This is a genomic window from Pseudomonas sp. BMW13, from assembly GCF_013357275.1.
Taxonomy (GTDB): domain Bacteria; phylum Pseudomonadota; class Gammaproteobacteria; order Pseudomonadales; family Pseudomonadaceae; genus Aquipseudomonas; species Aquipseudomonas khazarica.
Window position 1 is genome coordinate 101,481 of the sequence record NZ_SUKD01000025.1, and the last position, 22,656, is coordinate 124,136.

Consider the following 22,656-nt stretch of genomic DNA (forward strand, 5'->3'; position numbering starts at 1 on the left):
CACAGCGCTGTGCTGCCCGCATGCCGTGGCAGGAGTGTGAGTGGCTTGGCGAATTCGTCGGGACGGCTCGTCGCTGGGGGGATGCCTCGGCTATAGTTGTCGGCTTCTGCGCCCCCCGATCATGGAGCCCGCAATGCCGAACAAAGGACTGCTTCTGGCCTTGGTACTGAGTCTGCTCAGTGCCTGTGATTCCTCTCAACCTCCCGCCACTGTGACCCCCGCCGCCCCTGCCGCGCAGCAGGCCGAGGCCGCGAGACCCGCAGTCGATCGCGAGGCGCTGGCCAAGCGCTACGCCGGTCGCGAGCTGGAGGTGGTCGACGTTTCCGAAGTGCAGCTCGACGGCGCCAGCACGCTGTCGGTGACCTTCTCCATTCCCCTCGATCCCGAACAGACCTTCGCCGAGCGCCTGCATCTGGTCGACAGCACCAGCGGCAAGGTCGACGGCGCCTGGGAGCTGACCGACAACCTCAGCGAACTGCGCCTGCGCCACCTGGAGCCCAAGCGCAAGCTGGTGCTGACCGTCGATGCCGGCCTGCAGTCGATCAATGGCGGCAAACTGGCGAGCGAGCATGTCAGCCGTTTCCAGACCCGCGACCTGCAGGCCAGCGTCGGCTTCGCCAGTCGTGGCTCGCTGTTGCCCACCCGCCTGGCCGAGGGCCTGCCGGTGATCGCGCTGAACGTCGACAAGGTCAATGTCGAGTTCTTCCGCATCAAGCCGGAGATGCTGCCGCGTTTCCTCTCGCGCTGGGGCCGCGCCAGCAACCTGGACACCTGGGAAGCCCGCGAGCTGCTGCCGATGGCCGATCTGGTCTACGGCGGACGCTTCGACCTCAACCCGGCGCGCAACACCCGCGAGACCCTGCTGTTGCCGATCGCCGGCCTGGAGCCGTTCAAGCAGCCCGGCGTGTACCTGGCGGTGATGCGTGAAGCCGGCAGCTACAGCTATTCGCAGCCGGCGACCCTGTTCAGCCTCAGCGACATCGGCCTGTCGGCGCATCGCTACCAGGATCGCCTGGATGTCTTCACCCAGGCGCTGGAGGGCGGCAAGGCCCAGTCCGGCGTGCAGCTGGAGCTGCTCGACGGCGAAGGCGCACTGCTCGCCGAGGGCAAGACCGATTCCGCCGGCCATGCGCAATTGCCGCTGCCGGCCAAGGCCCAGGTGCTGCTGGCCAAGCAGGACGAGCAGACCAGCCTGCTGCGCCTGAATACCCCGGCGCTGGACCTGGCCGAATTCGATATCACCGGTCCCAAGGCCCACGCCCTGCAGTTCTTCGTGTTCGGCCCGCGTGACCTCTATCGCCCAGGCGAGACCGTGCTGCTCAATGGCCTGCTGCGCGATGCCGATGGCAGCCCGGTGAAGGCCCAGCCGATCAGCGTCGAGGTGCGTCGCCCGGATGAGCAGGTCAGCCGCAAGTTCGTCTGGAACGCCGACGAGGGTGGCCTCTATCAATACCAGCTGCCGCTCGCCGAGGAAGCGCCGACCGGGCGCTGGCAACTGCTGCTCGATCTCGGCGACGGCAGCCCGCAACTCTATGAATTCCTCGTCGAGGACTTCCTGCCCGAGCGCATGGCGCTGGAACTCAAGGGCCAGGAGCAACCTTACGCACCGAGCGACAGCGCCGAGTTCGCGGTGACCGGGCGTTACCTCTACGGCGCACCGGCCGCCGGCAATCGCCTGAGCGGGCAGCTCTACGTGCGCCCGCTGCGTGAAGCCGTGGCGAGCCTGCCCGGCTACCAGTTCGGCGATATCACCGAGGCCGACCTGAGCCAGGATCAGGAACTCGACGAACAGAACCTCGACGATGAAGGGCGTGCCGTGCTGCGTCCGGAGAACCGCTGGAGCGACGCCAAGTCGCCGCTGCGTCTGATCCTCCAGGCCAGCCTGCAGGAGTCCGGTGGTCGCCCGATCACCCGGCGCCTGGTGCAGCCGGTATGGCCGGCCGAGCGCCTGCCCGGTGTGCGCGGCCTGTTCGACGGTGAGGAGGTCGATGCCGACAGCCTCGCCGAGTTCGAAATTCTCGTGGCCGACGCCGACGGCAACAAGCTGGCCGCCGATAACCTCAACGTGCGTCTGGTGCGCGAGCGCCGCGACTACTTCTGGAGCTTCTCCGACGGCGAGGGCTGGCGCCACAACTACAACGAGAAATTCCTCACCCTCAGCGACGAGCCGCTGAAGATCGCCGCCGGCGGCACCGCCAAGGTCAGTTTCCCGGTGGAGTGGGGCCCGTATCGGGTCGAGGTGGTGGACAACCAGACCGGTCTGGTCAGCAACCTGCGCTTCTGGGCCGGCTACCGCTGGCAGGACAACGCCGACGGCGGCGCGGTGCGCCCGGACCAGGTCAAGCTGGCGCTGGACAAACCGGCCTATGCCGCCGGCGACGTGGCCAAGATCACCGTCACTCCGCCGGCTGCCGGCAATGGCTACCTGCTGGTCGAGTCCAGCGAGGGGCCGCTGTGGTGGCAGGAAATCAGCGTGCCGGCCGAAGGCAAGACCTTCGAGCTGCCGATCGACAAGCAGTGGGCGCGGCATGACCTGTACCTGAGTGCCCTGGTGGTACGCCCCGGTGAGCGCAAGGCGCAGGTCACGCCGAAGCGTGCCGTGGGCCTGCTGCACCTGCCGCTGGAGCGTGCGCCGCGCAAGCTGGCGGTGAGCCTGGACGCGCCGGAGAAGATGCGACCCAAGCAGCCGCTGAAGGTCAAGGTCAGCGCGCGCAACGCCGATGGCAGCATTCCCGAGACGGTGCGCGTGCTGGTTGCCGCAGTGGACGTCGGCATCCTCAACATCACCAGCTACGCCACGCCCGACCCGTTCGCCAACTTCTTCGGGCGCAAGGCCTATGGCGCCGACCAGCTGGATATCTACGGCCAGCTGATCGAGGCGCAGGGCCGCGTCGCCAGCCTGGCCTTCGGGGGTGACGCCGGCCTCGCCGCCGGTGGCAAGCGCCCGGACACCAGCGTGCTGATCGTCGCCCTGCAGAGCGATGCCTTGAAGCTCGACGCCAAGGGCGAAGGTGAAGTCAGCCTGGACATCCCCGACTTCAACGGTGAGCTGCGGCTGATGGCGCAGGCCTGGACCGATGAGCGCTTCGGCATGGCCGAGGCCAAGACGGTGGTGGCGGCGCCGCTGGTCGCCGAACTGTCAATGCCGCGCTTCCTCGCCGGCGGCGACGAAACCACGCTGGCGCTGGACCTGACCAACCTCTCCGGCAGCGAGCAGAAGCTCGACGTGCAACTGGGCGTGGAAGGCCAGCTGCGTCTGCTCGGCAAGGGCGAGTCGCCGATCAACCTCAAGGACGGTGAACGCACCACGCTGCGCATCCCGGTACGGGCCGAAGGTGGCCTGGGCCAGGGGCGCATCCATGTCGAGGTGCAGGGCCTGGCGCTGCCGAACGAGGCGCTGGGTGATTTCACCCGCGAGTGGACGCTGGGCATTCGTCCGGCCTACCCGGCGCAGCTGCAGCACTTCCGTGCCGTGCTGGGCGAGGGCGAGCCGTGGAGCATGCCGGCTGGCACCCTGAACCAGTTCGAACCGGCCGGTCTGGAGGCGGTGCTGGCGCTGTCGAGCCGGCCGCCGCTGAACCTCGGCGAGCAGATCCGCGCACTCAAGGCCTATCCCTACGGCTGCCTGGAGCAGACCACCAGTGGCCTGTACCCCTCGTTGTACGCCGATGCCGCCAGCCTCAAGCGACTTGGCCTGGAAGGCGAGCCCGACGAGCAGCGGCGCAAGAGCATCGAGCTGGGTATCGAACGCCTGCTCGGCATGCAGCGCCACAGCGGTGGTTTCGGCCTGTGGAGCGCCGAGAGCGAGGAAGAGTACTGGTTGACCGCCTACGTCACCGACTTCCTCCTGCGCGCCCGCGAGCAGGGCTTCGGCGTGCCGGCCGAGGCGCTGAAGAAAGCCAACGATCGCCTGCTGCGCTACCTGCAGCAGAGCAGTCTGATCGAGGCCAGCTACAGCCAGGACTTCGCGCACACCCGTTTCGCCGTGCAGGCCTATGCCGGCTACGTGTTGGCGCGCAGCCAGCAGGCCCCGCTGGGGGCCCTGCGCAGCCTGTTCGACCGGCGCAACGACGCCCGTTCCGGTCTGCCGCTGGTGCAACTGGCGGCGGCGCTGAAGCTGATGGGCGATGGCCCGCGCGCGGGTCAGGCTCTGGCTGCCGGGCTGAGCCGCAAGCGTGATGGCGAGCGCTGGATGGCCGACTATGGCAGCCCGCTGCGTGACCAGGCGCTGATCCTGTCGGTGCTCGAAGAGAACGACCTGGCTGCCGAGCAGAGCGAGCAGCGCCTGTTCGATCTGGCCGATGAACTGGCCGGCAGGCGCTGGCTGTCGACCCAGGAGCGCAACTCGCTGTTCCTCGCCGGTCGCGGCATTCTCAGCAAGCCGGAGCAGAACTGGCGCGCAGCGCTCGCCAGCGGTGCCTTCCAGTTCGAACTGAGCGACCAGCAGCCGGGCATCAAGCTGGAACGCGCCGAACTGGCGGAGCCGCTGAGCGTGAGCAACGCCGGCAGCGCCACGCTGTACCAGCAGCTGACCCTGTCCGGCTACCCGACCCAGGCGCCGCGAGCTGGAGGTGACAACCTGAGCATCGAGCGCGAGTACCTCGGCATGGATGGTCGCCCGCTCGACCTGCAGCGCCTGGACAGCGGCGAACTGGTGCTGGTGCACCTGGCCGTGCGCGCCAAGCAGCGCGTGCCCGATGCCCTGGTGGTCGATCTGCTGCCCGCCGGCCTGGAGCTGGAAAACCAGAACCTGGCGCAAAGCGCTGCGAGCCTCGACGACGCGGGCAGCAGCGTCAAGGAATGGCGCCGCTCCATGCAGAACGCCCGCATCAAGCACCAGGAATATCGCGGTGACCGCTACGTGGCCGCCGTGGACGTCGAAGGCTACGGCACCACCCACCTGCTGTACCTGGCCCGCGCCGTGACCCCCGGCAGCTACCGCGTGCCGCCACCCCAGGTGGAATCGATGTACCGGCCCAGCTGGCAGGCGCTGGGCAGCTCGCCGGGTACTCTGGTGGTGCGGGGGCGTTAGAAACGGCCCTCTCCCCAACCCTCTCCCATAAATGGGAGAGGGGGACGACCGCATCAGGTTCTGCTGGCGCGTCAGACCGCGCCCTCTCCCGCTTGCGGGAGAGGGCAAGGGTTCAGGGAGGAACCATGACGTTACTCGACAACGCCAAACGCCTACGTCGCGAGATGACCGATGCCGAGCAACGGCTCTGGTACTACCTGCGTGGGCATCGTTTCCTCGGTCTGAAGTTCAAACGGCAGAAACCCATTGGTCCTTACATCGTCGATTTCATCTGCACCGAGCGCTGGCTGGTCATCGAGCTCGATGGTGGGCAGCACCTGCAGCAGGGGGAATACGATCAACAGCGTGAACGTTATCTACAAAATCGAGGTTATCGTGTGCTGCGCTTCTGGAATCATCAGCTACTGGCTGAAACAGAGGCCGTACTTGAACAGATTCGTCTTGAAATCGGCGAGCAAGATGGTCCGTGAACGTTGCCGCGAGGCTTCGCAGAATACTGATCTGCTCCCCTCTCCCATAAATGGGAGAGGGGCTGGGGGAGAGGGTTGTGCATGCACCGCCTAGTCCGTCGCTGGCTCCTGATTTTTCTGCTGCCCCTGGCCCTGCTCTGGCTCGCCGACCAGTTGTTCCCGCTGCCCTTGCCCGAGGACGACCTGGCCCGTGTGGTGCTGGCCGAGGATGGCACGCCGCTGTGGCGCTTCGCTGACCATGACGGCGTGTGGCGCTACCCGGTGACGCCGGACGAGGTTTCGCCCTACTACCTGGAGGCCTTGCTGACCTACGAGGACCGCTGGTTTCGTCAGCACCCCGGGGTGAATCCGCTGGCGCTGGCACGGGCGGCCTGGCAGAACCTGACAGGCGGGCGCGTGGTGTCCGGCGGCAGCACGCTGTCGATGCAGGTCGCGCGTCTGCTCGACCCGCACAGTCGCGATCTGCCCGGCAAGTTCAAGCAGCTGTGGCGTACCGCACAGCTGGAATGGCACCTGTCCAAGGACGAGATTCTCGCCCTTTACCTGAACCGGGCGCCGTTCGGCGGCACCTTGCAGGGGGTGGCGGCGGCGAGCTGGAGTTACCTGGGCAAGCCGCCGAGCCAGCTGACCCGCGCCGAGGCGGCCCTGCTCGCGGTACTGCCGCAGGCGCCCAGCCGGTTGCGCCCGGACCGCCATCCGCAGCGCGCCCAGGCCGCACGTGACAAGGTGCTGCGCCGCCTGGGCGAGTTCCAGGTGTGGCCGCAGGTGCAGGTGGACGAGGCGCTGGAGGAACCGGTGTTCCTGGCCCCGCGCCGCGAGCCGAGCCTGGCGCCGCTGCTGGCCAGGCGCCTGAATCGTGCCGGCAGCCCGCCGCTGATCCGCACCACGCTCGACGCCGGCCTGCAGCTGCGCCTGGAAGACCTGCTGCTGGGCTGGCGCGCGCGTCTGCCCGAGCGCACCTCGGCGGCGATCCTGGTGGTCGAGCATCCGAGCATGGCCGTGCGTGCCTACCTGGGTTCGGTGGACATCGGCGATACCGCGCGCTTCGGTCATGTCGACATGGTTCGAGCGCTGCGTTCGCCCGGCTCGACGCTGAAACCCTTTCTCTACGGCATGGCGCTGGATGCCGGGCTGATCCATTCCGAGTCGCTGTTGCAGGACGTGCCGCGCCATTATGGCGACTACCGTCCCGGCAACTTCGCTGCGGGCTTCATTGGCCCGGTGTCGGCCAGCGAGGCGCTGGCCACGTCGCTCAACCTGCCTGCCGTGCAACTGCTCGAAGCCTATGGGCCGAAGCGTTTTGCCGGCGAGCTGCGCGGTGCTGGCGTGCCGATCCGCCTGCCGCCGCTGGCCGAGCCGAACCTGGCGCTGATCCTCGGCGGTGGCGGGGCGCGACTGGAGTCCCTGGTGGCCGGCTACAGCGCCTTCGCCCGCGGCGGCATGGCCGCCAAACCGCGTTTGCAGCCCGGCGATGTGCTGCGTGAGCGACGCCTGCTGTCCCCGGGGGCGGCCTGGATCATCCGCCGCATTCTCAGCGGCCAGGCCCGTCCCGACCGCGACCCGCGTGCCTACCTGGCGCAGCGCCCGACGCTGGCCTGGAAGACCGGCACCAGCTACGGTTTTCGCGATGCCTGGGCCATCGGCGTCGGTCCGCGTCACCTGATCGGTGTGTGGATCGGTCGTCCCGACGGTACGCCGGTGCCCGGCCAGTTCGGCCTGGCCTCTGCCGCGCCGCTGCTGCTGCAGGTGCATGATCTGCTGGTCAATCGTGACAGCCAGCGCGGCATCGCCGTGCCGCCCGATCCGCAGCCGGCCGAGGTCGGTGTCGCCGCCGTCTGCTGGCCACTGGGGCAGCCGATGAGCAAGGACGATCCCAATTGCCGGCGCCTGCGTTTCGCCTGGACGCTGGAGGGCACCACGCCACCGACCCTGCTGGCGGCCGATCAGCCGCTGGGCAGTGGCCTGCGCGAGCGCTACTGGGTCAACACCCAGGGCAAGCGCGTCGGCCCCGGTTGTGCGGGGGCCGAGGCGCGGGAACTGGACCTGTGGCCGGCGCCGCTGGAGCCCTGGTTGCCACGCCGCGAACGGCGCAGTGCGCGGTTGCCGGGCGTGGATGCCGATTGCCCGCCGCCGCCGCGCAACCAGGCGGCGCCGCTGTCCATCGTCGGTGTGCGCGACGGTGACCGCCTGCGCAGGCCGCAGGGCAACCATGAACCACTGCGTCTGAGCCTTTCGGCCCTGGGCGGCAGTGGTCGACGCTGGTGGTTCCTCGACGGTCGACCGCTTGGTGACAGCGCGATGGACGCGACCTTCAGCCAGGTTTTCGACAGCGGTCGGCATCAGCTCAGCGTGCTCGACGACGGTGGCCAGACCGCTCGTCTGGAATTCAGCGTCGCCCCCTGAGTGCGCCCGACGCCGCGCAGGCAGGCGCCGGCCGCTCTGCGCGGGCGCCTGGCCGAGCGCCCCGGACGGCGCGAGTAAAGTCCGGGCCGGCGCCGCCGATAGGACATCTGTCGGTCACTGATTTGCAATATGTGTACAATTTTGTATCCAATTACTCGGTCGAGCTCCGAACCACCTCCGGGAGAACCCTTCATGCGTCTCTGGCAACGCAGCATCCAGTGGCAGTTGATCCTCAGCATGGGCGCCGCTCTGCTGGCCAGCATCCTGATCGTCGTCGGCATCTACTCGGCGGTGGTCAATCGCCTGACCGAGCGCTACCTGATCGAAGAGGCGCTGCCCGCACGGGTTCTGGCGATACGCAACGACCTGGAGCGGGTGCTGACCGCGCCGATCACCGCCAATGCCTCGATCGCCGAGAACAGCCTGGTACAGGACTGGCTGGCCGCCGGCGAGGACGCGACCCGGCGCGACGAGTTCGCCCGCTACCTCGAGGGCGTGCGTGCTCAGCAGAACGCCATGACCACTTCCATCGTCGCCCTCGCCAGCGGCAACTACACCACCGGTGAAGGGCTGATGCGCACCCTCGACCGCAGCCAGACGGAGAACCAGTGGTTCTATCGCCTGGTCGACAGCGACCGTGACCGGGCGCTGGAGATCGACATCGACAAGACCACGCGCCTGCCCACGCTGTTCATCAACCAGCGCATCAAGCAGGGCGGCAAGACCCTGGGCGTCTCCGGCCTCGGCTACAGCCTGGCGGACATGTCGAAGATGATCAGCGAGTTCCACTTCGGCGAGCGTGGCCAGGTGTTCCTCGTCGACGGCCAGGGCAACGTCAAGGTGCATCCGCGCTCGGAGCTGAGCGGCAGCGGCAAGCTGAGCGAACTCTTCGGTGCCGATGCCGCTCGCCAGGTCCTGGCCGGTGACAGCCATGCGGTGCGTTTCGAGCGTGATGGCGAGACCTTTCTCGCGGTGGCGCAGAAGTTCGCCAGCATCGACTGGCTGCTGGTCAGCGAGGTGCCGGAGGCGGAAGTCTATGCCGAGGCGCGGCAGGCACTGTGGGTGACCAGCCTGATCGGCGTCGCCGTGGCGCTGCTGTTCCTCGGCCTGGTGGTGCTGCTGGCGCGTGGGCTGGTGCGGCCGATTCGTCAGGTGACTCAGGCGCTGGTGGAAATCGGCGGCGGCGGTGGTGACCTGACCCGTCGTCTCGATGAGTCGAGGGCTGATGAGCTGGGTGATCTGGCGCGCGGCTTCAACCGTTTTCTCGCCAGCCAGCGCGACCTGATCGGTGACGTGCTGGCGACCAGCGAGCGCCTGCGCACGGCGGTCGGCCAGGTGACGCGGGTGGTGGAGAACACGGCCGGACGCGCCGGCCAGCAGCAGGAAATGACCGACATGGTGGCCACCGCCGTGCATGAGATGGGCCTCACCGTGCAGGAGATCGCGCGCAACGCCAGCAGCGCCGCGCAGTCCTCACATGCCGCGCGTGACGAGGCGCAGGGTGCGCGCCAGGTGGTCGGGCAATCCATCGCCCATATCGAGCGGATGTCGGCGGACATCGGCAGCGCTGCCGAGGCGGTCACCGAACTGGCCGACCAGGTGGCTTCCATCGATCAGGTGCTGGCGGTGATCCGCGGGATTTCCGAGCAGACCAACCTGCTCGCGCTCAACGCCGCCATCGAGGCCGCACGCGCTGGCGAGATGGGCCGTGGCTTCGCGGTGGTCGCCGATGAAGTGCGTACCCTGGCCAGCCGCACCCAGGCCTCGACCGATGAAATCCAGCAGATGATCCAGCGCCTCAAACAGGGGGCCGAGACGGCGGTCAGCTCCATGCATGCGGGACAGGCGGCGACCAGCACCGGTGTCGAGTCCAGCCAGCGCACCGGGCAGTCGCTGGGGGCGATCACCGAGCAGGTCGAGCGCATCAGCGACATGAACACCCAGGTGGCGGCCGCGACCGAGGAGCAGAGCTCGGTGACCGAGGAGATCAACCGCAACGTGCAGGGCATCGCCGACCTGGCGCATGCCACCGCCGGTGAAGTCCGTGCCTGTCGCGAGGATTGTCAGACCCTCAGCCGCCTGGCCGACGACCTGACGGGGCAGATGGGCAAGTTCAGGCTCTGACCGGCTCGGCCGAGACCAGGCGGTTGCGGCCTTCGCGCTTGGCCCGGTACAGCGCGCTGTCGACGCGACGGAAGAAGGCGTCGGCATCGCTGTCGTGGCGGCTGTTGAAGCAGCCGACGCCGAGGCTGGTGGTCAGCACCAGGCGTTGTCCGGGCAGCTCCAGGCCTTCCTCTTCCAGCTCGCGCCGGAAGTGCTCCGCCAGGTCCCAGGCCTGTGCCAGGGTCGTACCCGGCAGCAGCACGCCGAACTCCTCGCCACCGAGACGCAACAGGGCATCGGCATCGCGTCGGAAGACCCGGCGCATGCGTTCGGCGAAGGCAGTCAGGCAGGCATCGCCGCTGGCATGGCCGTGTTCGTCGTTGACCTGCTTGAAGAAGTCGATGTCCAGCAACACCAGCGACAGCGGTTCGCCCTGGCGTATGGCATTGGCCACCAGGCTGGGGAACAGGTTGTTGAACTGATAGCGGTTGCCCAGTTGCGTCAGGCTGTCGGTACGGCTGAGCAGGTCGAGCTGGCGCTGCTGATCCAGGAGTTTCAGTTCCAGCTCCAGCGTGGCGCGGTACTCACGGTGATTGCGCCCCAGCACCAGGACCAGATAGCCCAGGTAGAAGAGCAGGGTGATCAGCACGGCGTGGCGCTCGTCCCAGTTCGACGCCATCACGGCGAGCCCTGGCAGGTAGAGCAGGATCAGCGCCAGCAGGGCACGTCTGTAGCGCATGGCGAAGTTGAAGGTCATCGCTGTGCTGAAGGCCACGGTGGCGAGCGTGGCGATCAGTTCCGAGCCGTCGTAGGCGTCGCTGTAGAGCGCCAGGGCGTGCGCCTGGCCCCAGCAGAACGCCGTCAGCAGAATCAGCCCCCAGTGACGATCCAGCCAGTGTTTCAGCTGCTGCGGATCGTCGATCGCGTTGGGGCGATGCAGCAGCCGGGCGATCAGCAATCCGGCGAACAGGCAGCTGCCCAGCACGCCACTGACGACGACACCTGCCGGAGAGGCGCTGAATATCCAGGTCAGCAGCCAGGCGAGCAGGTAGAAGAGTCCGCCCACGCGGGTGCGGATGCGCGTGTCGTCCACTTCGCGCCACAGCGCGAAGGTCGTTGGCTGGCGCGGTACTTCGGCGTCGGTCATTTCTCTGCTTGGGCCTCGCTAGAGAGGTCGGTGCCCTCTCCTGGAGTTTTTGTGATCACAGAAGCCAGTTCGCCAGAGCATAGCGCTTTTTACGGGGAGATGAGTGTCGAATCGCCACTACTGTGTGCCGCCTGTCGTTGCCGGCCCCGGCGGGCAATGTCCCGTTACGTTTGCCTGCCCCTGGCGGAAGAACCCGTGGGTGTTCGTCGCAGTCGGAGACTGCACTGCGCACGATTGCAACAAAACGGGCGCAGGCTGTCGTTCATCCACCTTCATGCGAGCGCTCTGCGATGTTGTCCGCTGCCAAGGGGATGCTTGGAAAGCTTCCTGTCCTCAGCCCATGGAAATGGGCGCTGTTGCTGGCCTTGCTGCTGGCGACCTATTCCCTGCGTCTGCTGCATCTCGATGAGCGGCTGTACTTCTGGATCAAGACCTCCTGGCATGAGGATGCCTGGGAGCATCGCAGCCTGTGGTTGCCCGAATACCGGGTGGCGATCGACGCCAAGCCGGTCGCCGGTGTCGGCAACAACTTCTCCGGGCTCAGCTTCGATGATGATCGCCAGCAGATCTGGGCGGTGGTCAACAACCCGGAGCAACTGCTGCGGCTGTCGCCTGAAGGCGAGCTGATCGCACGCTACCCGCTCGAAGGTTTCGAGGATGTCGAGGGCGTGACCTACCTGGGCGACGACCTCTTGCTGCTGGCCGAGGAGCGCAAGCACGCGCTGGTCGCCGTCGCCGTTCCAACGCAACCTGGAGGCGCGATTCGCCGCACGCAGCATCGGGCGCTGACGCTGAGCATCGACCAGGGAGGAAACCAGGGCTTCGAGGGCCTTGGCTACGACCGCGCCGGCGATCGGCTGTTCGTGGTCAAGGAGCATTCGCCACGCAAGCTCTACGAGGTCAGGGGGCTCAAGAGCAGCCTGCAGGGCCGCTTCAACCTGGAAGTGATCGACCGCCAGGCCTGGATCGACCAGAAGATCTTCGCCAGCGACCTGTCGTCGGTGCATTTCGACGAGCGCACCGGTCACCTGGTGTTGCTGAGCGACGAGTCGAAGCTGCTGATCGAACTCGGCCAGGATGGCCGGCTGATCAGCTTCCGTTCGCTGCTGCGAGGCTTTGCCGGCCTGCACAGCAGCGTGCCGCAGGCCGAGGGCGTGACGTTCGATGGCCAGGGCAATCTCTACCTGGCCAGCGAACCCAATCTGTTCTATCGCCTGCAGCGCCGCTGACTCAGCCGCGGCGGATCATCCAGATACCGGCGACGATCAGCAGCAGGCCTGCCACCTTGCCGAAGGTGATCGGCGACTCGCGAAACCCAGCCCAGCCGAAATGATCGAGGGTGATGGCCATGGCCAACTGACCGGCGATCACCAGCACCATGAACAGCAGGGCGCCGACGCGGGGGCCGGCGAAGGCGGCGGTGGCGATGAAGAAGGCGCCGAGCAGGCCGCCACTCCAGTGCCACCAGGTCAGCTCCTTGAGCAGGCCCAGGCCGGGCAGCTCGCGCTGGCTCAGGGTCATCAGCAGCAGCGCCAGGGTGCCGACGGCGAAGGAGATCAGCGCGGCGGCGAACACGCTGGACAGATGGCGGGCGAGCTGGCCGTTGATGCCGGCCTGCAGCGGCAGCACGGCTCCGGCCAGAAAGGGCAGGGCGAGCAGCCATCCGCTGACTTGATTCATGGGAGCACTCCAGAGGCAGGGAAAGGGCGCCATTATGACGCGCCGGCGCACCAGCGCCGCTATCCGACGAGGCGCCTGGCGAAGCCGAAGGCTTCGGCTAGGCTTGATTGCGATGCGCCCGGCAACGCACCGGGCGTCAGCCTGATTCGGAGAACCCACGATGGACATGAACCGTCGACAGTTCTTCAAGGTCTGCGGCGTAGGCCTTGGAGCATCGAGCCTGGCGGCTCTGGGGGTCGCGCCCCCGGATGCCTTCGCCGACCAGGTGCGACATTTCAAACTGACCAGTACCACCGAAACGCGCAACACCTGCCCTTACTGCTCGGTCGGCTGCGGCCTGATCATGTACAGCCAGGGCGATGCGGCGAAGAACGTGGCGCAGAACATCATCCACATCGAAGGGGACGCCGACCATCCGGTCAACCGCGGCACCCTCTGCCCGAAAGGCGCGGGCCTGCTGGACTTCGTCCACAGCCCCAATCGCCTCAAGTACCCGCAAGTGCGCGAAGCCGGCTCCAGCGAGTGGAAGCGCATCGACTGGGACCAGGCGCTGGACCGCATCGCCCGGCACATGAAGGCCGACCGCGACGCCAATTTCATCGAGAAGAACGAGCAGGGGCAGACGGTCAACCGCTGGCTCAGCACGGGCTTCCTGGCCGCCTCTGCGTCGAGCAACGAGGCCGGCTACATCACCCACAAGGTGGTGCGTTCACTCGGCATACTGGGGTTCGATAACCAGGCACGTGTCTGACACGGCCCGACGGTGGCAAGTCTTGCCCCGACGTTTGGCCGCGGCGCCATGACCAACCACTGGGTCGACATCAAGAATGCCGATCTGGTCCTGATCATGGGCGGCAATGCCGCCGAGGCTCACCCCTGCGGATTCAAGTGGGTGACCGAAGCCAAGGCGCACAACCAGGCCAAGCTGGTGGTGGTCGATCCGCGCTTCACCCGTTCGGCCTCGGTGGCCGACCTGTACGCGCCCATCCGCACCGGTACCGATATCGCCTTCCTCGGCGGGTTGATCAACTACCTGCTGGAGAACGACAAGATCCAGCACGAGTACGTGCGCAACTACACCGACGTCAGCTTCGTGGTGCGCGAGGAGTTCGCCTTCGAAGATGGCATGTTCAGTGGCTACGACGCCGAGAAGCGGCGCTACGACAAGGCCAGCTGGGGCTACGAGATCGGTTAGGACGGCTATGCCGTGGTCGACCCGACCCTTAGCCACCCGCGCTGCGTGTTCAACCTGCTGAAGAAGCACTACAGCCGTTACACCCAGGACCTGGTCAGCAGCATCTGCGGCACACCCAAGGCGCAGATGCTGCAGGTGTGGGAGACCATCGCCGAGTGCTCGGCGCCGGGCAAGGTCATGACCATCATGTACGCCCTGGGCTGGACGCAGCACTCGGTGGGCTCGCAGATGATCCGCACCGGCGCCATGCTGCAGTTGCTGCTGGGCAACATCGGCATGCCCGGCGGCGGCATGAACGCCCTGCGCGGCCACTCCAACATCCAGGGGCTGACCGACCTGGGCCTGCTCTCCAACCTGCTGCCGGGCTACCTCAACCTGCCTGGCGATGCCGAACAGGACTATGCCGCCTACATCGCCAAGCGCGCGCCGAAGCCACTGCGGCCGGGGCAGCTGTCCTACTGGCAGAACTACGAGAAGTTCCACGTCAGCCTGATGAAGGCCTGGTACGGCAAGAACGCCACGGCCGAGAACAACTGGGGCTACGACTGGTTGCCGAAGCTGGACATTCCCGGCTACGACGTGCTCAAGGTCTTCGACATGATGTACCAGGGCAAGGTCAACGGTTACTTCTGCCAGGGCTTCAACCCGATCGCCTCGTTCCCCAACAAGGCCAAGGTCGGCGCGGCGCTGGGCAAGCTCAAGTACCTGGTGGTCATGGACCCCCTGGCCACCGAGACCTCGGAGTTCTGGAAGCACGTCGACGAGTTCAACGATGTCGACAGCGCCAGCATCCAGACCGAGGTGTTCCGCCTGCCCACCACCTGCTTCGCCGAAGAGGACGGTTCGCTGGTCAACAGCGGGCGCTGGCTGCAGTGGCACTGGAAGGGCGCCGAGCCGCCCGGCCAGGCCCGCACCGACATCGCCATCATGGCCGGGCTCTACCATCGCCTGCGTGGGTTGTACGCTAAGGAAGGCGGGGCCTTCCCCGCGCCTATCCTCAGCCTCGACTGGTCGTACCTGAAACCCGACGAACCCGGCCCGGACGAGCTGGCCCGCGAGTTCAACGGCAAGGCCCTGAGCGACCTGACCGACCCGGCCAGCGGCGCGCTGCTGGTCAAGGGCGGTGAGCAACTGTCCGGCTTCGCCCAGTTGCGCGCCGATGGCAGCACCGCCAGTGGCTGCTGGCTGTTCTGCGGTTCGTGGACCGCGCAGGGCAACCAGATGGCGCGGCGCGACAACGCCGACCCCTATGGCATGGGCCAGACCCTCGGCTGGGCCTGGTCGTGGCCGGCCAACCGGCGGATTCTCTACAACCGTGCCTCGGCCGATGTCAGCGGCCAGCCCTGGGATGTCGAGAAGAAGCGCCTGGTGTGGTGGAACGGCAAGGCCTGGGGCGGCACCGATGTGCCCGACTTCAAGGTCGACTCGCCGCCGGATGCCGGCATGAACCCCTTCATCATGAACCCCGAGGGGGTGGCGCGCCTGTTCGCCGTGGACAAGATGGCCGAAGGGCCGTTCCCCGAGCACTACGAGCCGTTCGAGACGCCCATCGGGCGCAACCCGATGCACCCGGACAACCCGGGGGCCATCAGCAATCCGGCGGCCCGGGTGTTCCAGAACGACATGGAGCTGTTCGGCAAGGCGGACGAGTTCCCCTATGCGGCGACCACCTACCGCCTCACCGAGCACTTCCACTTCTGGACCAAGCACTGCCGCCTCAATGCCATCGTCCAGCCCGAGCAGTTCGTCGAGATCGGCGAGGCGCTGGCCAGGGAACTGGGCATCGTCGCCGGCGAGCGGGTCAAGGTGTCGTCCAACCGTGGCTACATCAAGGCGGTGGCGGTGGTGACCAAGCGCATCAAACCGCTCACCGTGGATGGCAAGACCGTGCACCAGGTCGGCATTCCCCTGCACTGGGGCTTCGCAGGCGTGGCGCGCAACGGCTACCTGACCAACACCCTCACGCCTTTCGTCGGCGACGGCAACACGCAGACCCCGGAATTCAAGTCGTTCCTGGTCAACGTGGAAAAGGCATAGGAGCAGCGCCATGGCCTCACAAGACATCATTGCCCGCTCCGCCACCACCACGCCGATGCCCTCCGTGCGCGAGCTCGGCGAGGTGGCCAAGCTCATCGACGTCTCCAAGTGCATCGGCTGCAAGGCCTGCCAGGTGGCGTGCTCGGAGTGGAACGACCTGCGTGACGAGGTCGGCCACAACCACGGCACCTACGACAACCCGGCCGACCTCACGGCCAACTCCTGGACGCTGATGCGCTTCACCGAACACGAGGAGGAAAGCGGCAAGCTGGAGTGGCTGATCCGCAAGGACGGCTGCATGCACTGCGCCGAGCCGGGCTGCCTGGCGGCCTGCCCGAGCCCGGGGGCGATCATCCAGTACGCTAACGGCATCGTCGATTTCAACCAGGACAAATGCATCGGCTGCGGCTACTGCATCACCGGTTGCCCGTTCAACATCCCGCGCATCTCGCAGAAGGACCACAAGGCCTACAAGTGCAGCCTGTGCTCCGATCGCGTGTCCGTCGGCATGGAGCCGGCCTGCGTGAAGACCTGTCCGACCGGCGCCATCGTCTTCGGCAGCAAGGAGGCGATGAAGGAGCACGCCGACGGGCGCATCGCCGACCTCAAGTCGCGCGGCTACGACAATGCCGGTCTCTATGACCCGGCCGGCGTCGGCGGCACCCACGTGATGTACGTGCTGCACCACGCCGACAAACCGTCGCTGTACGCCGGGCTGCCGGACGACCCGGCCATCAGCCCGACGGTGGCGCTGTGGAAGGGCGTGGCCAAGCCGCTCGGCCTGCTCGCGATGGGCGCCACGGCGCTGCTCGGCTTCTTCCACTACATCCGCGTCGGACGCAACCGCGTGGAGGAAGACGAGCCCGTGACCGGCGATCCTGTGGTGCATCAGGTCGACCCGACCGTGCACACCTATGATCCGAACCAGCGGCCGTAGGAGACCAGCATGAAACACGATATCCAACGCTACACGGCCGGCGAACGCAGCAACCACTGGGTGGTGGCGATCCTCTTCATCCTCGCCGGCCTGTCCGGCCTGGCGCTGTTCCACCCGGCGCTGTTCTGGCTCAGCAACCTGTTCGGTGGCGGCGTGTGGACGCGCATCCTGCACCCCTTCCTCGGCCTCGGCATGTTCCTGTTCTTCCTCTGGCTGGTGATGCGCTTCGCCGGGCACAACCGCCTCGAAGCCGGCGACCGCCAATGGCTGGCACAGTGGCGCGACGTGGTCGCCAACCGTGAGGAAAACCTGCCGCCGGTGGGGCGCTACAACGCCGGGCAGAAGCTGCTGTTCTGGGTGCTGCTGCTGTGCATGCTGGTGCTGCTGGCGACGGGCATCGTCATGTGGCGCCAGTACTTCAGCCACCTGTTTGGCATCGACCTGATCCGCCTTGCCTCGCTGCTGCACGCGGCAGCGGCCTGGGGGCTGATCATCTGCATCATCGTGCACGTCTACGCCGGCATCTGGGTCAAGGGCTCCATCGGCGCGATGGTCAGCGGCTGGGTCAGCAAGGGCTGGGCCCGCAAGCACCACGCCGCCTGGTACGAGGAAGTGAGCAAGGACAGCCACAAGAACCACTGAGCGCGTTGCTGGATGAGTGTTCCATCGCGGCTGAAGCCGCTCCTACGGGATATGGCCTCATGTAGGAGCGGCTTCAGCCGCGATAAAAGCGCACCGCTAAAGAGCCTCCTACGCCCATCGCCGCACACCACCCCGTAGTCCGGATGCAATCCGGGACCGCCCCCGGCCAAGCACCACCGTAAACCTCTGTAGGAGCGGCTTCAGCCGCGACAAAAGCTCGCCGCTAAAGCGCCCCCTCACGCCCATCGCCGCACACCACCCCGTAGCCCGGATGCAATCCGGGACCGCACCCGGCCAAGCACCACCGTACATCTCCGTAGGAGCGGCTTCAGCCGCGATAAAAGCGCGCCGCTAAAGCGCCTCCCACGTCCATCGCCGCACACCACCCCGTAGCCCGGATGCAATCCGGGGCCGCCCCCGGCCAAGCACCAACATACGTCTCTGTGGGAGGGGCTTCAGCCGCGACAGCCCCGTAACAGAAACCACACAGCTGACCCTCCACCAACCTGCCCATCCCCACCGGCAAACCCCATCAGCCTGGTCTAGGCTGATCACAGCCATTTCCACGGGAGCAGTCCCTAAGGAGTCCTGCGTGTCAGGCCAGATTCTCGAGCCGGGGCAGATCGAAGCTGCGGCCAATGTTCCACCCTTTCTCCACTTGCCCGAGCCCGACCTGTTCCGCCGCCGTGCTCAACGCCTGCGCCACCTCGCCGTGGATCACCCCTTGGCCGCCTATCTGCTGCTGATGGCCGAGCTGTGCGAGGCCCAGCAGCGCGTGCTGGACGCGCCGCCTGCATTGCCGGGCCCCTCGGCCGACACCCTGAGCCGTTGCCTGGAACACCAGATGCCACCGCTGGGCTTCGACACGCTGGTTCGTGGCGATGCCTGGCTGCCGGCGCTGGATGCGCTGCTGAGCAGCTTCCAGGGCTCCGGCAACCCCTCCGTCAGTGCTGCCCTGGCAGCCCTGCGTGAAGCCGACAGCGGTCAGCGCAAGGTCTGGGCCATCGCTTTGCTGGGCGGCCAGTTCGACCTGCTGCCTGCTGCCCTGGCGCCCTTTCTCGGTGCCGCGCTGCAGGTCGCGTTCAGTCACTGGCTGCTGGCGCTGCCGAGCGAACGTCTGATCGAGTCCGGCAGCCAGACGCTGTGCCCGGCCTGCGGCTCGCCGCCGGTGGCCGGCATGCTGCGCCATCGCGGCAAGTATGCCGGCCTGCGCTACCTGAGCTGTTCGCTGTGCGCCTGCGAATGGCACTACGTGCGGGTCAAGTGCAGCCATTGCGAGTCGTCCAAGCACCTTGGCTACCTGTCCTTGCAGCGCGAAGGCGTGACTGCCGAGCGGGCGGCGATTCGCGCCGAGGTCTGCCCGGCGTGCCAGGGCTATCTCAAGCAGTGCTACCTGGAGTTCGACGATCAGGCCGATGCCGTCGCCGATGACCTGGCCAGCCTCGATCTGGACATGCGCCTGAGCGACGACGGGCATCTGCGCCGCGCGCCGAATCTGCTGCTGGCCCCCGGCAATACCGATTGACGGAGCGTGACGATGAACGCTGCCCGCCTGCCTTCCATCGACCGCCTGTTGCGCTGCGACAGCGTGGCGCCGCTGCAACTACGCTATGGTCGCGATGCCCTGCTGGCCACCCTGCGTGACCTGCTCGACGAGCTGCGCGAACCCGCGCGCAGTGGCCAGCTCGCTGCCGTCGAACTGAGCGAGGCCGTGCTCGCCGGCCGCGCCGGTGAGCGGCTGGCGGCGCGCCATGCCAGCCGCGTGCGCCGCGTATTCAACCTCACCGGTACCGTGCTGCACACCAACCTCGGCCGGGCACTGTTGCCTGAGGAAGCCATCGACGCCATCACCCAGGCCGCGCGCTACCCGCTCAACCTCGAGTTCGACCTGGCCAGCGGCAAGCGCGGTGACCGCGACGACCTGATCATCGGGCTGATTCGCGAGCTGACGGGCGCCGAGGCAGTCACCGTGGTCAACAACAATGCCGCCGCCGTGCTGCTGGCGCTGAACAGCCTGGGGGCGCGCAAGGAAGGCATCATTTCCCGTGGCGAGCTGATCGAGATCGGTGGCGCCTTCCGCATCCCCGACATCATGGCGCGCGCCGGGGTCAAGCTGGTCGAAGTCGGCACCACCAACCGCACCCACGCCAAGGACTACGAGGCCGCCATCGGCCCGCGCTCGGGCCTGCTCATGCGCGTGCACACCAGCAACTACAGCGTGCAGGGCTTCACCGCCAGCGTCGCCACCCGAGAACTGGCTGCCATCGCCCATGCCCACGGCCTGCCGCTGCTGGAAGACCTCGGCAGCGGCAGCCTGATCGACCTCACTCGCTGGGGCCTGCCCAAGGAGCCGACCGTGCAGGAAGCACTGCGTGATGGCGCCGATATCGTCACCTTCAGCGGCGACAAACTGCTCGGCGGCCCGCAGGCCGGGATCATCCTCGGCAGCCGGGAACTGATCGGACGGATCAAGAAAAACCCGCTCAAGCGCGCCCTGCGTGTGGATAAGCTGACCCTGGCCGCGCTGGAGGCGGTGCTCGGCCTGTACCGCGATCCGGACCGCCTGGGTGAGCGCCTGACCAGCCTGCGCCTGCTCAGCCGGGCGCAGGTGGACATTCGCGCCCAGGCCGAGCGCGTCGCCCCGGCACTGGCTGCCAGTCTCGGCGAGCCCTGGCAGGTTGCCGTGGTCGACGCCCTGGGCATGATCGGTAGCGGCGCCCAGCCCGTGGCGCGTCTGCCCAGCGCGGCCCTGTGCATTCGTCCGCAGACCTCCAAGCGCCTGCGCGGTCGTGCGCTGCGCGAACTGGAAGGGCTGCTGCGCGAGTTGCCGATCCCGGTGATCGGCCGGGTCGACGACGATGCCCTGTGGCTCGACCTGCGCCAGCTCGACGATGAGGACGCCTTCGTTGCGCAACTTTCCAGGTTGCGCGAGGCACTGCCGTGATCGTCGGCACCGCCGGCCACATCGACCACGGCAAGACCGCGCTGCTGCAGGCACTCACCGGCCAGCAGGGCGACCGCCGTCCGGCCGAGCGCGCCCGTGGTATCACCATCGACCTGGGCTACCTCTATGCCGACCTGGGCGACGGCCAGCTCACCGGTTTCATCGACGTGCCCGGGCATGAACGCTTCGTCCACAACATGCTCGCCGGCGCCTGTGGCATCGACCTGCTGTTGCTGGTGGTGGCCGCTGACGACGGCGTGATGCCGCAGACCCGCGAGCACCTGGCCATCGCCGAGCTGCTGGGCATTCGCCAGGCGCTGGTAGTGTTGAGCAAGGTCGACCGGGTGGATGCCGCACGCGTGCAACAGGTGAGCGAGCAGGTGCGCGACTTGCTCGCCCCCGGCCCGCTGGCCGGCGCCGAGCTGCTGGCGGTGGACAGCCTCAGTGGGCAAGGCATCGACACCCTGCGCCAGCACCTGCTGGCGTTCGCGGCCGCGCAGGCGGCGCGCAGCGCGCAGGGCTATTTCCGCCTGCCCATCGATCGCGCCTTCAGTGTCGACGGCGCCGGTGTGGTGGTCACCGGCACGGCCTTCGCCGGGCAGGTGGCGCTGGCCGACGAGTTGCTGCTCAGCCCCTCCGGGCGTCGCGTGCGTGTACGCGGCCTGCATGCACAGAACCGCCAGACCGAACGTGCCGTCGCCGGCCAGCGGGTAGCGCTGAACCTGGCCGGTGAGCGCCTGACGGTCGAGCAACTGCACCGGGGTGACTGGTTGCTGGCACCGGCGCTGCTGGCGCCGAGCACCCGTCTGGATATCGAGCTGCAGCTGCTCGCCTCGGAAACACGTGCGCTGGCGCACTGGACGCCGGTGCATGTGCACCTGGCAGCGCAGGACGTCAGCGGGCGTGTCGCCCTGCTCGATACGGACAGCCTCGCGCCCGGCCAGTCCTGCCTGGCCCAGCTGGTGCTCAATGCCCCGGCGCATGCCGTACACGGCGACCGCGTGGTGCTGCGTGACCAGTCCGCGCAGCGCACCCTGGGCGGGGGGCAGGTCCTCGACCCCTTCGCTCCGGCCCGTGGGCGCCGCTCATCGCCGAGGCTTGTACAGCTGCAGGCGCTGCGCAGCGCCTCTCTGGAGGAAGCACTACCGGCATTGCTGCAGTCTGCCGGCAATGGCCTCGATCCCGCCCTGCTGGAGCGCCAGTTCAACCGCCAGCGTGACAGCTGGACGTTGCCCTCTGGTCTCTGCGAGCTGGTTACTCGCCAGGGCACGCGACTGTTCGATACGACTCAGTTGCAGGCGTTGCGCGAGGCACTGGTCGAGGGCCTGCGACGTTTTCATGCTGAGTCGCCGGACGAGCTCGGCCCGGACCGCGACCGTTTGCGCCGTTATGCCCTGAGCGAACTGGAGCGCCCGGTATTCATTGCCCTGCTGGACGAGGCGTTGGCCGAGGGGCGTATCAGCAGCAGCGGGCCATGGCTGCACCTGCCGGATCACCGCGTGCAATTGGGTGCGGAGGACGAAGCGCTGCGCGAACGGCTCTGGCCGCTGCTGCTCGCCGGCGGCTTCGACCCGCCCTGGGTCCGCGACCTGGCTGGCGCGGTGCAGCAGGATGAAGCCAGCGTACGCCTGCTGCTGCGCAAACTGGCGCGCCTGGGCCTGCTGCATCAGGTGGTCAAGGATCTGTTCTACCCCGAGCCAACGCTGCACAGCCTGGCACTTCATGCCCTGACGCTGGAGCAGCAGCATGGCGGCCTGCGCGTGATCGACTGGCGCGACCGCATCGCCGTTGGCCGCAAGCGCAGCATCCAGCTGCTGGAGTACTTCGACCGCATCGGCTTCACCCGCCGCCTGGCCACCGAGCGCCGCATCCGCAGCGACTCGGCATTGGCCGTTCAACTGATGGGAGTCAAGGAAGAGGAGGGCTGCTTACCCAGTGACATCCATTGACGCACGACGCACGACGGTCGCCATCGGCTACCCTGCGCAAGAACAAAGAGGGCTGCCATGCGCCACGTAGCCAACGAACGAGGAAGGCAATCACGCCCGGTGGCGTGGCCGGGCTTC

Annotated in this window: 12 protein-coding genes and 2 pseudogenes; 12 read left to right on the top strand and 2 right to left on the bottom strand. The window is 67.4% G+C overall.

Going from position 1 to position 22,656, the window contains the following annotated elements; all coding sequences use genetic code 11:
- Positions 1 to 133: 133 nt before the first annotated feature.
- The 5 genes and pseudogenes from E4487_RS19010 to E4487_RS24955 all read left to right on the top strand — a co-directional run bounded on the left by E4487_RS19010 (position 134) and on the right by E4487_RS24955 (position 10,029).
- Positions 134 to 5,032, top strand: coding sequence for an alpha-2-macroglobulin (locus E4487_RS19010; RefSeq protein WP_175254118.1), 4,899 nt, complete (start codon positions 134 to 136; stop codon positions 5,030 to 5,032).
- A 125-nt stretch (positions 5,033 to 5,157) separates the two neighbouring features.
- The gene (locus E4487_RS19015; protein WP_152487826.1) at positions 5,158 to 5,502 is read left to right on the top strand and encodes an endonuclease domain-containing protein; all 345 of its coding nucleotides are present in this window, start codon (positions 5,158 to 5,160) and stop codon (positions 5,500 to 5,502) included.
- An 81-nt stretch (positions 5,503 to 5,583) separates the two neighbouring features.
- On the top strand, positions 5,584 to 7,905 hold the full coding sequence (gene pbpC / locus E4487_RS19020; protein ID WP_175254119.1) for a peptidoglycan glycosyltransferase PbpC: 2,322 nt from the start codon (positions 5,584 to 5,586) through the stop codon (positions 7,903 to 7,905).
- Positions 7,906 to 8,142: 237 nt separating this feature from the next.
- A pseudogene (locus E4487_RS24950) lies at positions 8,143 to 9,165 on the top strand (cache domain-containing protein); the annotation flags it as partial.
- A 135-nt stretch (positions 9,166 to 9,300) separates the two neighbouring features.
- The gene (locus E4487_RS24955; RefSeq protein ID WP_373921546.1) at positions 9,301 to 10,029 is read left to right on the top strand and encodes a methyl-accepting chemotaxis protein; all 729 of its coding nucleotides are present in this window, start codon (positions 9,301 to 9,303) and stop codon (positions 10,027 to 10,029) included.
- Here the strand turns inward: E4487_RS24955 and E4487_RS19030 are convergent.
- Positions 10,019 to 11,155, bottom strand: a complete 1,137-nt coding sequence (locus E4487_RS19030; RefSeq protein ID WP_175254121.1) for a GGDEF domain-containing protein — start codon at positions 11,153 to 11,155, stop codon at positions 10,019 to 10,021. The two genes, E4487_RS24955 and E4487_RS19030, sit on opposite strands and share 11 nt — an antisense overlap.
- A gap of 290 nt (positions 11,156 to 11,445) precedes the next feature.
- Between E4487_RS19030 and E4487_RS19035 the strand changes: the two genes are divergently transcribed.
- On the top strand, positions 11,446 to 12,384 hold the full coding sequence (locus E4487_RS19035; RefSeq protein ID WP_134678080.1) for an SdiA-regulated domain-containing protein: 939 nt from the start codon (positions 11,446 to 11,448) through the stop codon (positions 12,382 to 12,384).
- 1 nt (position 12,385) lies between these two features.
- On the opposite strand, the gene E4487_RS19040 is transcribed toward E4487_RS19035, so the two are convergent.
- Positions 12,386 to 12,835 (bottom strand): DMT family transporter, encoded by a 450-nt coding sequence (locus E4487_RS19040; RefSeq protein WP_047584361.1) that lies wholly within the window; start codon positions 12,833 to 12,835, stop codon positions 12,386 to 12,388.
- Between the two features lie 160 nt (positions 12,836 to 12,995).
- On the opposite strand from E4487_RS19040, the pseudogene fdnG reads away from it, so the two are divergent.
- The 6 genes and pseudogenes from fdnG to selB all read left to right on the top strand — a co-directional run bounded on the left by fdnG (position 12,996) and on the right by selB (position 22,539).
- Positions 12,996 to 16,067, top strand: a pseudogene (gene fdnG / locus E4487_RS19045) (formate dehydrogenase-N subunit alpha).
- A gap of 10 nt (positions 16,068 to 16,077) precedes the next feature.
- Positions 16,078 to 17,004 carry a formate dehydrogenase subunit beta gene (gene fdxH / locus E4487_RS19050; RefSeq protein ID WP_175254122.1) on the top strand — a complete coding sequence of 309 codons (927 nt, stop codon included), beginning with the start codon at positions 16,078 to 16,080 and terminating at the stop codon, positions 17,002 to 17,004.
- A 9-nt stretch (positions 17,005 to 17,013) separates the two neighbouring features.
- Entirely contained in the window at positions 17,014 to 17,646 is a 633-nt protein-coding gene (locus E4487_RS19055; RefSeq protein ID WP_150607986.1) for a formate dehydrogenase subunit gamma, read from the top strand.
- A gap of 592 nt (positions 17,647 to 18,238) precedes the next feature.
- A complete protein-coding gene (fdhE, locus tag E4487_RS19060; RefSeq protein WP_175254123.1) occupies positions 18,239 to 19,171 on the top strand; it encodes a formate dehydrogenase accessory protein FdhE in 933 nt (310 codons plus the stop codon).
- 12 nt (positions 19,172 to 19,183) lie between these two features.
- The gene (gene selA / locus E4487_RS19065; protein ID WP_175254124.1) at positions 19,184 to 20,590 is read left to right on the top strand and encodes an L-seryl-tRNA(Sec) selenium transferase; all 1,407 of its coding nucleotides are present in this window, start codon (positions 19,184 to 19,186) and stop codon (positions 20,588 to 20,590) included.
- Complete coding sequence (gene selB, locus E4487_RS19070; protein ID WP_175254125.1) at positions 20,587 to 22,539, top strand: selenocysteine-specific translation elongation factor; 1,953 nt, start codon at positions 20,587 to 20,589, stop codon at positions 22,537 to 22,539. The genes selA and selB overlap by 4 nt, the downstream gene beginning before the upstream one ends.
- Positions 22,540 to 22,656 lie beyond the last annotated feature (117 nt).

What these genes read in the sequence shown, in the direction of transcription:
- E4487_RS19010 (WP_175254118.1), top strand. Translation starts at nt 134, where the DNA reads ATGCCGAACAAAGGACTGCTTCTGGCCTTGGTACTGAGTCTGCTCAGT.
- E4487_RS24955 (WP_373921546.1), top strand. Translation starts at nt 9,301, where the DNA reads ATGGTGGCCACCGCCGTGCATGAGATGGGCCTCACCGTGCAGGAGATC.
- E4487_RS19030 (WP_175254121.1), bottom strand. Translation starts at nt 11,155, where the DNA reads ATGACCGACGCCGAAGTACCGCGCCAGCCAACGACCTTCGCGCTGTGG.
- selA (WP_175254124.1), top strand. Translation starts at nt 19,184, where the DNA reads ATGAACGCTGCCCGCCTGCCTTCCATCGACCGCCTGTTGCGCTGCGAC.
- E4487_RS19015 (WP_152487826.1), top strand. Translation starts at nt 5,158, where the DNA reads ATGACGTTACTCGACAACGCCAAACGCCTACGTCGCGAGATGACCGAT.
- pbpC (WP_175254119.1), top strand. Translation starts at nt 5,584, where the DNA reads ATGCACCGCCTAGTCCGTCGCTGGCTCCTGATTTTTCTGCTGCCCCTG.
- fdxH (WP_175254122.1), top strand. Translation starts at nt 16,078, where the DNA reads ATGGCCTCACAAGACATCATTGCCCGCTCCGCCACCACCACGCCGATG.
- E4487_RS19055 (WP_150607986.1), top strand. Translation starts at nt 17,014, where the DNA reads ATGAAACACGATATCCAACGCTACACGGCCGGCGAACGCAGCAACCAC.
- E4487_RS19040 (WP_047584361.1), bottom strand. Translation starts at nt 12,835, where the DNA reads ATGAATCAAGTCAGCGGATGGCTGCTCGCCCTGCCCTTTCTGGCCGGA.
- E4487_RS19035 (WP_134678080.1), top strand. Translation starts at nt 11,446, where the DNA reads ATGTTGTCCGCTGCCAAGGGGATGCTTGGAAAGCTTCCTGTCCTCAGC.